Source organism: Roseateles sp. UC29_93 (assembly GCF_042695725.1).
Lineage (GTDB): Bacteria > Pseudomonadota > Gammaproteobacteria > Burkholderiales > Burkholderiaceae_C > Roseateles > Roseateles noduli_A.
Map to the genome: position 1 here is coordinate 841,989 of NZ_CP170545.1, position 13,677 is coordinate 855,665.

The window sequence follows — 13,677 nt, forward strand, 5'->3', positions numbered from 1 at the left end:
CGAAGGCGGGCGTGAGGCTGCTGGCCCTCACCCCTGCCCTCTCCCGCAAGCGGGAGAGGGCGTGAGAAGGGCGCCGGCGTGGCTCGCTCTCCCGCTTGTGGAAGAGCGAAATTCAGACCGACTGCCGCAGGGTCCTCGCCGCCGCGACCATGTTGGTCAGCGCCGGGATCACCTCCGCCCACTGACGGGTCTTGAGCCCGCAGTCCGGATTCACCCAGAGGCGCTCCGCGGGGATGCGCTCCGCCGCCTTGCGCATCAGCTGCACGATGTGCTCCTGCGTCGGGATGTTGGGCGAGTGGATGTCGTAGACGCCCGGGCCGATCTCGTTCGGGTACTTGAAGTCGTCGAACGCATCGAGCAGCTCCATGTCCGAGCGCGAGGTCTCGATCGTGATCACGTCCGCGTCCATGTCGGCGATGGACGCGATGATGTCGTTGAACTCCGAGTAGCACATGTGCGTGTGGATCTGCGTCTCGTCCGCCACGCCGTTGGCGGTGATGCGGAAGGACTCGACGGCCCAGTCCAGGTACTCGCTCCACTGCGACTTGCGCAGCGGCAGGCCTTCGCGCAGCGCGGCCTCGTCGATCTGGATCACGCGCACGCCGGCCCGCTCCAGGTCCAGCACCTCCTGCCGGATCGCCAGCGCGAGCTGCTTGCACGACACCGAACGCGGTTGGTCGTCCCGGACGAAGGACCAGTTCAGGATGGTCACCGGACCGGTCAGCATGCCCTTCATCGGCTTGTCGGTCAGCGATTGCGCGTAGCGGGTCCACTCGACCGTCATCGCCTTCGGGCGGCTGATGTCGCCGAACAGCACCGGCGGCTTCACGCAGCGCGAGCCGTAGCTCTGCACCCAGCCGAACTGCGTGAACACATAGCCCTCGAGCTGCTCGCCGAAGTACTCGACCATGTCGTTGCGCTCGGCCTCGCCGTGCACGAACACGTCCAGCCCCAACGCTTCCTGCTCGTTGACGCTGCGCTCGATCTCCGCGCGCATCGCCTCCTGGTAGCCGGCCTCGTCGAGGCGGCCGGCCTTGTACTCGCTGCGCGCGTGGCGGATCTCGCCGGTCTGCGGGAACGAGCCGATGGTCGTCGTCGGGAAGGCCGGCAGCTTCAGCAGCGCGGCCTGCTTCGCGGCACGTTGCGCGTAGGCGGTCTGGCGTTGACCGAGCCTGGCATCGATCGCGGCGACCGCGGTCTTCACGGCGGGGTTGTTGACGCGCGGCGAGCGGCGGCGCGCTTCGACGGCGTTGCGGTTGGCATCGAGCTCGGCCTGCACCGAAGCGCGGCCGCCCTTGAGCGCGCGACCGAGCAGGTCCAGCTCCGCCAGCTTCTGCAGCGCGAAGGCGAGCCAGGACTTCACTTCGGCATCGAGCTTCTGCTCGCTCGCGAGGTCCACCGGCACGTGCAGCAGCGAGCACGACGGCGCGATCCACATGCGCTCGCCGAGCGTCGCGGCGACCGGCTCCAGCCAGTCGAGCACGGCATGGAGATCGCTCTTCCAGATGTTGCGGCCGTTGATCACGCCCAGCGACACCACGCGGTCCGCGGGCAGCGCCGCCGTCAGCGCGGAGACTTCGTCGCGCGCATTGATGGCGTCCAGGTGGACGCCCTGCACCGGCAGTCCTGCGGTCAGCGCCAGGTTGTCCTTGAGCTGGCCGAAGTAGGTGGCCAGCAGCAACTTCACGCCTGACCCCGCCAGCGCCGCGTAGGCCGTCTTGAACGCCTGCGCCCAACCGGCTTCGAGGTCGGTGACGAGGATCGGTTCGTCGATCTGCACCCACGCCACGCCTTGCGCGGCGAGCGTCTTCAGCAGCTCCGCGTAGACCGGCAACAGCTTGGGCAGCAGCGCGAGGCGGTCGGAGTCGTCCTTCGCCTTGCCCAGCGCCAGATAGGTCATCGGCCCGACGATCACCGGCTTGGCCTTCACGCCTTTCACCCTCGCCTCGAACAGCTGCGCCAGCAGGCGCGAGGCGTCGAGCTTGAAGGTCGTGGACGCATCGAACTCCGGCACGATGAAGTGGTAGTTGGTGTCGAACCACTTGGTCATCTCGCCGGCGGCGACACCGCCGCAGCAGTGCGCGTGCGCCTCGGCGCTTTCGGCGGAGCGGCCGCGGGCGACGCGGAAGTAGTTGTCCAGCGTGTCGCCGTGGAAGTCGCGCACGCGCTGCGGCAGGTTGCCGAGCGTGAAGCTCATGTCCAGCACCTGGTCGTAGAACGAGAAGTCGCCGACAGGCACCAGGTCCAGCGCCTGCTGGTCGGCCCAGTGCTTCGCACGCAGCTGGGCGCCCAGGGCGAGGAGTTCATCGCGCGTGGACTGGCCCTTCCAGTAGGCCTCCTGGCCGAACTTCAGTTCGCGCCTGGCGCCGATACGGGGAAAGCCGAGGTTGTGGATCGTGGTCATGGCGAGGCTCCCTCCCGGGAGATCAACTGCTGAAAGGTCCCGAAGCGTAGGGACCGTTCTCCATGACGTAAAACGATATTAATTCAAGAAGACGTGAATGGGATTCATCGGCCTACGGAGCCCGCCAGGCTCGGTCCTCTTTCCCCCTCTCCCGCTTGCGGGAGAGGGTGGGGGTGAGGGCTGAGGGCCGTCGAAGTACTCAGGTGTACTTCTTCTCCAACGCATCCCACTCCGGCTTGCCCACCAGGCGCTGGCGCTCGGCGAAGGGCACGACCAGGTTGGGATCCTCATCGATGCGGCGCTGCGTCTTGAGCACGCCCAGCGCCTTCTGCATCCCGGCCACTGCGCCTTGCAGCGCGGCATTGGCATACAGCACGACGCCATAGCCCATCTGCTGCAGCTCGCTCGCATCGGTGATCGGGGTCTTGCCGCCGATGACCATGTTCATCAGCTGCGGCGTCGACAGGCGCTGCGGCAGCGCGCGGATCTCCTCCGCCTTGGTGACCGCCTCGACGAAGAGGATGTCGGCGCCCGCCTCGGCGAAGCGCTGCGCGCGCTCGATCGCGGCCTCGAAGCCCTGCGTGGCGCAGGCGTCGGTGCGGGCCATGATCAGGAAGTCCGGGTCACGACGCGCATCCACCGCCGCCTTGATCTTGCTCACCGCTTCCTCGGTCGAGATGACCTCCTTGCCGCTGAAGTGGCCGCAGCGCTTGGGCGCGACCTGGTCCTCGAGCTGGATGCAATCCGCGCCGGCGCGTTCCAGCACGCGCACGGTGTGGCGCACGTTCAGCGCGTTGCCGAAGCCGGTGTCGGCGTCGACGATCAGCGGCAGGTTCACCGCGTCGCGGATGCGCGCGGTGTGGTCGGCGATCTCGGACAGGCCCATGAAGCCCTGGTCCGGCAGGCCGAACCACATGTTGGTCACGCCGGCGCCGGTCACGTAGATCGCCTCGAAGCCGAGGTCCTCGATCACCTTGGCCGACAGCGCGTTGAAGGCGCCCGGCACCAGCACGCCACGGCGTTCGTTCACCAGCGCGCGCAGCGTCTTGCGGGTCGATGTCATGTCAGTTCTCTTTGATTGTCTGGATTCGTTGAATGCCGATGGCGACGTCGATGCCGACGATTACAGCGCCTCGGCGGGCACGCGCACGGTGCCCTCCATCAGGATGCGGGCGCTGCGGCTCATCACCGCCTGCGTCACGCGCCATGGGCCGCCCGGGCCGCCTTCCTGGACCGCTTCCGCGCCGACGCGCAGCGTGCCCGACGGATGGCCGAAGCGCACCGCCGGCAGCGCCTTGCCGCCCGCGGCCTCGCACACCAGCGTGCCGGGGATGGCGGCCGCGGTGCCGATGGCCACCGCCGCCGTGCCCATCATCGCGTGGTGCAGCTTGCCCATGGACATCGCGCGCACCAGCACGTCGATGCTGCCGGCCTCGACGGTCTTGCCGCTCGACGAGCGGTAGGTCGACGGCGGCGCGACGAAGGCCAGCTTCGGCGTGTGCTGCCGGGTCTTCGCCTCGTCCAGCGTCTTGATCAGGCCCATGTGCAGCGCGGCGTGCGCGCGGATCGCCTCCAGCCGCTTCAGCGCCGCGGCGTCGCCGTTGATCGCGTCCTGCAGCTCGGTGCCCGAGTAGCCCAGATCCTTCGCATCGACGAAGACCGCCGGGATGCCCGCGTTGATCAGCGTCGCGCGCAGTTGGCCGCCGGGGACGAGGTCCTCGGGCATCGTCAGCACGTCGACGACGTTCCCGGTCGGGAACAGCGCGCCGCCGGCATCGTCGCCATCGGCGTCGTCATTGCCCGGATCGAGGAAGGCCAGTTCGACCTCCGCGGCTGGGAAGGTCACGCCGTCGAGCTCGAAGTCGCCGCTCTCCTGCACCTGGCCGTCGCGCATCGGCACCTTGGCGACGATGGTCTTGCCGATGTTGGCCTGCCAGATGCGCACGGTGGCGATCCCGTCGCGCGGCAGCGTCGAGGCGTCGATGAACCCCGCCTGGATCGCGAACGGACCGACCGCTGCGGACAGGTTGCCGCAGTTGCCGGACCAGTCGACCAGCGCGGTGTCGATCGCCACCTGTCCGAACAGGTAGTCGACGTCATGACCGGGCCGCGTGCTGCGCGAAATGATCACCGTCTTGCTGGTGCTCGACGTGGCGCCGCCCATGCCGTCGATCTGCTTGCCGTAGGGATCGGGACTGCCGATGACGCGCATCAGCAGCCGGTCGCGCGCGGCACCGGGCACGCGCGCGGCCTCGGGCAGGTCGTCCAGGCGGAAGAACACGCCCTTGCTGGTACCGCCCCGCAGGTAGGTCGCGGGGATCTTCACTTGAGGGAGAAAGCTCATTGTTGTGTCCGTCGTTGTTGCGGGCCTGAGCGGCGCTCAGGCCGCTTCGGCCGCCGCCAGGAAGTCCTGCGCGAAACGCTGGAGCACGCCGCCGGCCTGGTAGACCTCGACCTCCTCGGCGGTGTCGAGGCGGCAGCGCACCGGCACTTCGATGCGCTCGCCGTTGCGGCGATGGACGATGACCGTCAGCGTCGCGCGCGGCGACAGCGCGCCCGACACGTCGTAGGTCTCCGAGCCGTCCAGGCCGAGCGTCAACCGCGTCGTTCCGGCGAGGAACTCCAGCGGCAGCACGCCCATGCCGATCAGGTTGGTGCGGTGGATGCGCTCGAAGCCTTCGGCCACGATCGCTTCCACACCGGCCAGGCGCACGCCCTTGGCCGCCCAGTCACGCGACGAGCCCTGCCCGTAGTCCGCGCCGGCGATGATGATCAGCGGCTGGCGGCGGTCCATGTAGGTCTCGATGGCTTCCCACATGCGCACGACCTGACCCTCCGGCTCGATCCGCGCCAGCGAGCCGGCGATCACGTTGCCATCGGCATCGCGGACCATCTCGTTCTTCAGCGTCGGATTGGCGAAGGTGGCGCGCTGCGCGGTCAGGTGGTCGCCGCGGTGGGTGGCGTAGGAGTTGAAGTCCTCCTCCGGCAGGCCCATCTTGGCGAGGTACTCGCCGGCGGCCGAGTCCAGCATGATCGCGTTGGACGGCGACAGGTGGTCGGTGGTGATGTTGTCCGGCAGCACCGCCAGCGCGCGCATGCCGCGCAGCGTGCGTTCGCCGGCCAGCGCGCCTTCCCAGTAGGGCGGGCGGCGGATGTAGGTCGACTGCGCGCGCCAGTCATACAGCGGCTCGGTCTTGGTGGTCGACGCCGCGGTGATCGCGAACATCGGCTCGTAGACCTTGCGGAACTGCTCCGGCTTCACGCTGCTGCGGACCAGCGCGTCGATCTCGTCGTCCTCGGGCCAGAGGTCCTTCAGGCGGATCTCGCGGCCCTCGACAACGCCGAGCACGTCGCGTTCGATGTCGAAGCGGATCGTGCCCGCGATCGCGTAGGCGACCACCAGCGGCGGCGAGGCCAGGAAGGCCTGCTTGGCGCGCGGGTGGATGCGGCCGTCGAAGTTGCGGTTGCCCGAGAGCACGGCGGTGGCGTAGAGGTCGCGCTCGACGATCTCGCGATCGATGGCGGGATCCAGCGCGCCGGACATGCCGTTGCACGAGGTGCAGGCATAGGCGACGACGCCGAAGCCCAGCGCCTCCAGGTCGCCGAGCAGGCCGGCTTCCTCGAGGTAGAGCGTGACCGCGCGCGAGCCGGGCGCGAGCGAGGTCTTCACCCACGGCTTGCGCGTCAGGCCCAGGCGACGCGCATTGCGCGCGAGCAGCGCCGCGGCGATGACGTTGCGCGGGTTGCTCGTGTTCGTGCAGCTGGTGATGGCCGCGATGATCACGGCGCCGTCGGGCATGCGGCCCGGCTCTTCGGTCCACGGGCCGGCGATGCCGCGCTCGGTCAGCGCGGAGGTCGGCAGGCGGCGGTGCGGATTCGACGGGCCGGCCATGTTGCGCACGACGCTGGCCAGGTCGAACTTCAGCACGCGCGGGTAGACGACGCCGGACAGCGTGTTGCCCTCCCCTGACCACAGGCCGGCGGCCTTCGCGTAGGTCTCAACGAGCTGGACCTGCGACTCCTCGCGCCCGGTCAGGCGCAGGTAGGTGAGCGTCTGCTCGTCGATCGCGAACAGCGCGGCGGTGGCGCCGTATTCGGGCGCCATGTTGGAGATCGTGGCGCGGTCGCCGAGCGTGAGGCTGGAGACGCCTTCGCCGTAGAACTCCAGATAAGCGCCGACGACCTTCTCCTTGCGCAGGAACTCGGTCAGCGCGAGCACCAGGTCTGTCGCGGTGATGCCGGGCTGGCGATGGCCGCTGAGCTCGACGCCGACGATGTCGGGCAGCCGCATCCACGAGGCGCGGCCGAGCATCACGTTCTCCGCTTCCAGCCCGCCGACGCCGACGGCGATCACGCCGAGCGCGTCGACGTGGGGCGTGTGGCTGTCGGTGCCGACGCAGGTATCGGGATAGGCCACGCCGCGATCGACGTGCACGACGGGCGACATCCGCTCCAGATTGATCTGATGCATGATCCCGTTCCCCGGCGGGATCACGTCGACGTTGCGGAACGCCGTGCGGCACCACTCGATGAAGTGGAAGCGATCCTCGTTGCGACGGTCCTCGATCGCGCGGTTCTTCTCGAACGCCTGCGGGTCATAGCCGCCGCACTCGACGGCCAGCGAGTGGTCGACGATCAACTGCACCGGCACGACCGGGTTCACCTTCGCGGGATCGCCGCCCTGATCGGCGATCGCGTCGCGCAGGCCGGCCAGGTCCACGAGCGCGGTCTGGCCCAGGATGTCGTGGCAGACCACGCGCGCCGGGTACCAGGGGAAGTCGCGATCGGCCTTGCCGTCGGCGAGCTGCAGCAGGCTCTCGTCCAGCGTGGCGGGATCGCAGCGGCGCACCAGGTTCTCGGCGTGGACGCGGGCGGTGTAGGACATCCGTTCCCACGCGCCGGGGCGCAGCGCCTCGACGGCGGCGCGCGCGTCGAACCAGTCGAGCGCGGTGCCGGCCAGCGGCTTGCGCCAGGTCTCGTTGAGCGGGATTGCGGAGGCGATGGTGGATGCGGGCGTCGTGGCTGGCATTTCTGAAACTTCTCTCATGCGGTCATCGCGGTCGACGGGGAGCTCCGGTCCTCAGGGGCGCTGGGCCAGCGGGACGAAGACCTGGTCTTCCGGGCCGGTGTAGACGGCGCTGGGGCGGATGATCTTGTTGTCCTGGCGTTGCTCGATCACGTGGGCGGACCAGCCGCTGGTGCGGGCGATGACGAACAGCGGGGTGAACATGGCGGTGGGCACGCCCATCATGTGATAGCTGACGGCGCTGAACCAGTCCAGGTTGGGGAACATCTTCTTGGCGTCCCACATCGTCTTCTCGAGGCGTTCGGCGATGTCGAACATCTTGGTCGAGCCGGCGTCCTTGGACAGCTGGTGGGCGACCTTCTTGATGACCTCGTTGCGGGGATCGCTGACGGTGTAGACGGGGTGGCCGAAGCCGATGACGACTTCCTTGGCCTCGACGCGGCGGCGGATGTCGGCCTCGGCCTCGTCGGGCGTGTCGTAGCGCTTCTGGATCTCGAAGGCGACCTCGTTGGCGCCGCCGTGCTTCGGACCGCGCAGGGCGCCGATGGCGCCGGCGATGGCCGAGTGCATGTCGGAGCCGGTGCCCGCGATGACGCGGGCGGTGAAGGTGGAGGCGTTGAACTCGTGCTCCGCGTAGAGGATCAGCGAGGTGTGCATCGCGCGTTCCCAACCCTTGGACGGCGGCATGCCGTGGAGCAGGTGCAGGAAGTGGGCGCCGATGGAGTCGTCGTCGGTTTCGACCTCGATGGAGCGGCCGTTGTGGCTGTAGTGGTACCAGTACAGCAGCATGGAGCCGAAGGAGGCCATCAGCTTGTCGGCGATGTCGCGGGCGCCGGGCAGGTTGTGGTCGTCCTTCTCGGGGAGCGAGCAGCCGAGGGCGGAGACGCCGGTGCGCATCACGTCCATCGGATGGGCGTTGGCGGGGAGGGTTTCGAGCGCGTCCATCACGGCGGCGGGCAGGCCGCGGAGCGACTTCAGCTTGGCCTTGTAGCCGCGCAGCTCGGCGGCATTGGGGAGCTTGCCGTGGACGAGCAGATGGGCGATCTCTTCGAACTCGCAGCGTTCGGCGAGTTCGAGGATGTCGTAGCCGCGGTAGTGCAGGTCGTTGCCGGTGCGGCCGACGGTGCACAGGGCGGTGGTGCCGGCGGCGACGCCGGACAGGGCGACGGACTTCTTGGGCTTGAAGGCGGGGGCGGCTGCCGCGTTCGCGGTCGTGGTGTCGCTCATGGGGATGTCTCCTGGAGATGGAATCTGGGAAGGGATTCGGAAAGGCGGATGGCTCAGAGGTCCGATGCAGACGAGGTTAGCGGCTGCGGCTCGGACGGCGTGCGAGGGGTGATTCGGCAAGGCTTGCCGCCGTCGACGGCGACCATCTCGAAGGTGGCGCGGAGGACGTCGGAAGGGGCCGCATTGTCGATGCGGGCGTGGACCTCGACGGTCATCGAGGTGCCGCCGACGCGGGAGACGCGGGAGTGGATGTGGAGGACGGAGCCTACCGGGACGGGGGCGAGGAACTGCACGTCCTTCACGGCCACCATGACGATGTCCTGGTGGCAGAAGCGCGCGGCGACCATGTGGGCGTTCTGGCCGAGCCAGGACAAGGCCTCAGGGCCGAACAGGGTGCCGTAGTGGTTCGCGTGACGCGGCAGCACCAGCTCGCTGCGAAGCATCTCCGTCGAAGAAGCGCTCGACAGCGCGGAAGGCCAGTCCATTGCAAGTTGTGAAATGGGGAAGTTCACAATGTTCGCAGCGGATGGGCCGACGGGCAACGATGAAGTTGCGATAGGTTGCGAAGGGAAGCGCGGGCGTTTGCGAAGGTTGTGAAATTACGCCGATGCCTGCCCCGCAGATATTCCGCCTACGGGTGGGCTTCTCACGGATAGAGCACGTGGGGCGGACGCCCTTCCATGTGGCGCTTTTTGTCGTCAAGTCCAGCCGTATCAAGTCCGTAGGTGCGCAGCAGCCACCGAGTTTGGCCCCCGAAGTCTCCTCCCGGTTCACCGCGCCCGTGAAGGCCCATGCGATTGCTGACGACGAGCACATCGCCTGGCTTGACGACCACCTCTTGCGAAACGCTGTTGCAAGCAATCGCGAAGTTGTCCGACGCCCGCTGGGCGAGCACCGCCTCAGGCTCGGTCGGCATTACGTTTTTATGGCTATAGCGGACGTGAGTGCTGCCATCAACGTCCGTCAACCGCCCGCAGAAGGGCCGTCATTGCTCACGATGTGGCTTCACAACGATTTGCCCATCCGCGCCCTCTTAGATTCCAGTCACGCCGCGGGTCACGGCCCCGCCACATTCTTTGAGCATCCGAATGCTCAACGGGCCACTGTGAGAACCTTCTCCTTGTCGCCATCGTCTGCGTGACGCCATTCGCCGTGGCGAACGGGGCGCAGGTCTTGCGGCGTTGTCCCGCCGAACTCTGGCATTACCTCGCTGATCGAGCATTTAAATGCTTTCAGACGGCCGCACTCATCAGTGCGCTGTCGCCCCCTTCCCCATCACCAAATCCGGCAACCCTGTCGCGATGCTCGGGAAGATGCAGATCAACAGCACCGCCAGCAGCATCAGGACAACGAACGGCAGCACGCCCCAGATGATGTCCCGCAAGTCGATATCCGGCGCGATGTTCTTGATCACGAAGATGTTCAGCCCCACCGGCGGGTGAATCAACCCCGTCTCCATCACGATCGTCATCAGGATCCCGAACCAGATCAGATCAAACCCCGCTGCCTTCAGCGGCGGCAGGATGATGGGCGCCGTCATCAGGATGATGCTCACCGGCGGCAGGAAGAAGCCCAGCAGGATGACCATCAGCAGCACTGCCGCCAGCAGCACCCACTTGGACAGGTGCATGCCGACGATCCACTCCGCCACCGCCTGGCTGATGTGCAGGTAGCTGATCACGTAGGAGAACAGCAGCGACATGCCGATGATGAACATCAGCATGGTCGACTCCTTCAAGGTCGACGTGAGGATGGGCGCCACGTCCCGCGGCCGCCACACACCGTAGATCACCGCGATCAGACCCAGCGCCAGCAGCGCACCCAGACCCGCCGTCTCCGACGGCGTCGCGAAGCCGCCGTACAGCGCCACCATGACGCCGATCAGCAGGAGCACGAAGGGCACGACGCGCGGCAGCATCTCGAACTTCTGACGCGTGGTGAAGGTCTCCTTCGACAGCAGCGCTGAGGCTGCCCCCGTGCGATTGAATTCGGCCTCGGCCAGCGCGTACTCCTTGCGGTAGCGCAGCGCCGCGTAGACGGCGAACAGCACCACCAGCAGGATGCCCGGCGCGATGCCTGCGAGGAACAGCCGGCCCAGCGACTGCTCCGCCGCCACCGCGTACAGGATCATCGTGATCGACGGCGGCAGCAGGATGCCCAAGGTGCCGCCCGCCGCGATGATGCCGGCCGCGAAGCCGGGCGAGTAGCCACGCTTGCGCATCTCCGGGATGCCGGCGCTGCCGATGGCCGAGCAGGTCGCCGGGCTGGAGCCGGCCATGGCCGCGAACAGCGCGCAGGCGAAGACGTTGGCGATGCCCAGCCCGCCGGGGATGCGCCCCATCCAGACGTGCATCGCCGCGTACAGGTCCTGCCCCGCCCGGGACTTGCCGATGGCCGCCCCCTTCAGAATGAAGAGCGGAATGGAGAGCAGCGTGATGCTGGCCATCTCCTCGTAGACGTTCTGCGTGACCGTGTCCAGCGCGGACGCCGGCATGAAAAGGGCCATGAACAGCACCGCCACGCTGCCGAGCGCGAACGCGATCGGCGCGCCCGAGAACATGAACAGCAGCGTGACGATCCCGAACAGCGAGCCGAGGACGAGCATGCTCATGCGCCCACTCCCGAGTTGTTTGCCGAGTTGTTTTTCTTGAAGAGTGCGTTGATGCGGGCGGTCAGTTGAACGAGCAGTTGCAGGCTCAGCAGCGTCATGCCCAGGGCCATCAGGCCGTAGGGGATCCACAGCGGCGGCGCCCAGGACGACGAGGTCGTCTGCCCCTCGACCCAGGCCTCGTGGAACAGCGTCCACGACTTCCACGCGAAGAAGGCGCAGAACGCCGTGCACATCAGGTCCACCAGCGCCAGGCGCAGGCGGTTGACCGACCGCGGCAGGAGTCCGGCCATCGCCTCGATGCCCACGTGCCCGCGCAAGGACTGGACGAAGGCACCGCAGAGGAAGGTCGCACCGACCAGGCAGAAGACCGCCGCCTCGTCCTGCCAGTCCGTGGACGCCTTCATCACGTAGCGCGAGACGACGCTGTAGGTCAGCACGAGCGAAGCCACCAGCAGCGCCAGCATGCCCAGCACGACCACGCCCTGGTTGATGACGTGCAGCAGCCGCGCGAGCGGCAGCAGGACCGCCGGCGTGTCGGGGTCGATGCCGGCCACCGCCGGCTTCAGTTCAAAGCCGTGGCTCATCGCGATCTCACAGCAGCTTCTGGGCGGCCTTGAGGATGCCGGCGCAGGACTCGTTCTTCTCGGCGAAGTCCTTCCACGCGGTGTCGCGCGCGATGGCCTGCCACTTCTTCAGCGTCGCCTCGTCCATGTCGTAGACCTTGGCGCCGGCCTTCGCATAGATCGCGGCCGCGGCCTTGTCATCGGCCTTCGCGGCATCGCGGGCGAAGACTTCCATCTCGGCGCCGACGCCCATGACGATGTCCTGCTGCGCCTTGGGCAGCTTGTTGAAGACCTCCTTGGAGATCATCAGCGGCTCCAGCATGAACCAGTAGGTGCGCTCGCGGCCCGAGGTCAGGTGCTTGGCGATCTCCTCCAGCTTGAAGGAGATGAAGCTGGTGGACGAGGTCATCGCCGCGTCCATCGCGCCGGTCTGCATGGCCGCGTAGATCTCGTTGGACGGCAGCGTGATGACCGACGCGCCGGCCTGCTTCAGCATCATGTCCATCTCGCGGCTGCCGCCGCGCACCTTCAGGCCCTTGGCATCGTCCGGCGTCACCAGCGGACGCGCGCGGCTGGCCACGCCACCCGCCTGCCAGACCCAGCTGACGATCATCACGCCCTTGTCGTCCAGCACCTTGGACAGCAGCTTGCCGACCTCCGCCGTCTTCCAGGCCGCGCCCTGCTCGTAGCTGGGCACCAGCGCCGGCATCAGCCCGGCATTGGTCTCGGCGACCTCGCCGCCGGCATAGGACAGCGGCACCAGGCTCATGTCCAGCGCGCCCTTGCGCAGGGCCGAGAACTGGGCGTTGGTCTTCATCAGCGACGAGCCCGGATAGACCGCCGCCTTGAGCGCACCGCCCGAGCGTTTCTCCACCTCGGCGGCGAAGCGACGGCACAGCCGGTCGCGGAAGTCGCCTTCGGTCAGCGTGCCGCTGGGGAACTGGTGGGAGATCTTCAGCGCGCTCGCTTGCGCGTGCGCGGTGGGCAGCCAGACGGCTGCGGCAGTGCCGGCGGCGGCACCCATCAACTGGCGTCGAGTCAGGGTCATGCTTGTCTCCAGGTCCGCCATGGGTGGCGGTATGCGGGCGGAGTGTCAAAGCCGCTCCCGACCCGATCAATCAACCTGGCGTTGCGACCTTTACCTCCGACGGAAGGATCGCGGGCTAACCCTGAGGCCCTGACGGCCCCCCACCCAGAGAGGAAGCTTCACCTGCCAACTGCCGACAAGGTCGAGCGCACGTCTCGCTTGACCTTGCCACAGTGACAAGGTTCAGCATCCTCGCAAGCTCGTTCGCGGCCATCTCGGTGCCGGCGACGAGCTTTCTGCCCGATGAGAAGGAGAGCCCCTTGAAGCCATCACCTCTGTTGACGCTGGCCGCGTTGATCGCCGCCACCTCTGTCGCTGTCGCCCACGGCAACGAAGACCACGCCACGCCCCGCAAGTTCGATCCCGCCCAGGTGGAGGTCACCGACTTCGGCCAGGAGGGCAATCCGCAGCGGGTCACGCGCACCATCCAGGTCGACATGGCCGACACCATGCGCTTCACGCCGGCGAGTCTCACCGTCAAGCGCGGCGAGACCGTCCGGTTCGTGGTCCGCAACGGGGGTCAGGTGTTGCACGAGATGGTCCTCGGCACCCGCCAGGCCCTGGCCGAGCACGCTGCGCTGATGCGCAGGTTCCCGGGCATGGAGCACGCCGACGCCAACATGGCTCACGTCAAACCCGGCACGGCCGGCGAGATCGTCTGGCAGTTCACCCAGGCCGGCGAGTTCCAGTTCGCGTGCCTCCTGCCGGGTCACTTCGAAGCGGGCATGGTCGGCCAGTTGGTCGTGAAATGAGCAGACA

At 67.6% G+C, this 13,677-nt stretch carries 11 protein-coding genes; 1 reads left to right on the forward strand and 10 read right to left on the reverse strand.

Going from position 1 to position 13,677, the window contains the following annotated elements; all coding sequences use genetic code 11:
* Positions 1-112: 112 nt before the first annotated feature.
* From metE to dctP, 10 genes are all read right to left on the reverse strand, one after another.
* Positions 113-2,404: a 5-methyltetrahydropteroyltriglutamate--homocysteine S-methyltransferase gene (gene metE, locus ACFJIX_RS03825; RefSeq protein WP_377157866.1), complete on the reverse strand. Its 2,292-nt coding sequence runs from the start codon at positions 2,402-2,404 to the stop codon at positions 113-115.
* Between the two features lie 199 nt (positions 2,405-2,603).
* Positions 2,604-3,467 carry an oxaloacetate decarboxylase gene (locus tag ACFJIX_RS03830; RefSeq protein ID WP_377157869.1) on the reverse strand — a complete coding sequence of 288 codons (864 nt, stop codon included), beginning with the start codon at positions 3,465-3,467 and terminating at the stop codon, positions 2,604-2,606.
* Between the two features lie 60 nt (positions 3,468-3,527).
* Entirely contained in the window at positions 3,528-4,748 is a 1,221-nt protein-coding gene (prpF, locus tag ACFJIX_RS03835; protein ID WP_377157871.1) for a 2-methylaconitate cis-trans isomerase PrpF, read from the reverse strand.
* A gap of 36 nt (positions 4,749-4,784) precedes the next feature.
* Entirely contained in the window at positions 4,785-7,433 is a 2,649-nt protein-coding gene (acnD, locus tag ACFJIX_RS03840) for a Fe/S-dependent 2-methylisocitrate dehydratase AcnD (RefSeq protein ID WP_377157873.1), read from the reverse strand.
* A gap of 51 nt (positions 7,434-7,484) precedes the next feature.
* Entirely contained in the window at positions 7,485-8,657 is a 1,173-nt protein-coding gene (gene prpC / locus ACFJIX_RS03845; protein WP_377157874.1) for a 2-methylcitrate synthase, read from the reverse strand.
* Between the two features lie 53 nt (positions 8,658-8,710).
* The gene (locus ACFJIX_RS03850) at positions 8,711-9,142 is read right to left on the reverse strand and encodes an acyl-CoA thioesterase (RefSeq protein ID WP_377157876.1); all 432 of its coding nucleotides are present in this window, start codon (positions 9,140-9,142) and stop codon (positions 8,711-8,713) included.
* A gap of 161 nt (positions 9,143-9,303) precedes the next feature.
* Positions 9,304-9,573 carry a hypothetical protein gene (locus tag ACFJIX_RS03855; protein ID WP_377157877.1) on the reverse strand — a complete coding sequence of 90 codons (270 nt, stop codon included), beginning with the start codon at positions 9,571-9,573 and terminating at the stop codon, positions 9,304-9,306.
* A 333-nt stretch (positions 9,574-9,906) separates the two neighbouring features.
* Complete coding sequence (locus ACFJIX_RS03860; protein ID WP_377157878.1) at positions 9,907-11,268, reverse strand: TRAP transporter large permease; 1,362 nt, start codon at positions 11,266-11,268, stop codon at positions 9,907-9,909.
* On the reverse strand, positions 11,265-11,852 hold the full coding sequence (locus ACFJIX_RS03865; RefSeq protein WP_377157880.1) for a TRAP transporter small permease: 588 nt from the start codon (positions 11,850-11,852) through the stop codon (positions 11,265-11,267). Before ACFJIX_RS03865 ends, ACFJIX_RS03860 begins: the two co-directional genes overlap by 4 nt.
* Positions 11,853-11,859: 7 nt before the next feature.
* Positions 11,860-12,879 (reverse strand): TRAP transporter substrate-binding protein DctP, encoded by a 1,020-nt coding sequence (gene dctP, locus ACFJIX_RS03870; RefSeq protein ID WP_377157882.1) that lies wholly within the window; start codon positions 12,877-12,879, stop codon positions 11,860-11,862.
* A gap of 299 nt (positions 12,880-13,178) precedes the next feature.
* On the opposite strand from dctP, the gene ACFJIX_RS03875 reads away from it, so the two are divergent.
* Entirely contained in the window at positions 13,179-13,670 is a 492-nt protein-coding gene (locus ACFJIX_RS03875) for a plastocyanin/azurin family copper-binding protein (protein WP_377157884.1), read from the forward strand.
* Positions 13,671-13,677: the final 7 nt, after the last annotated feature.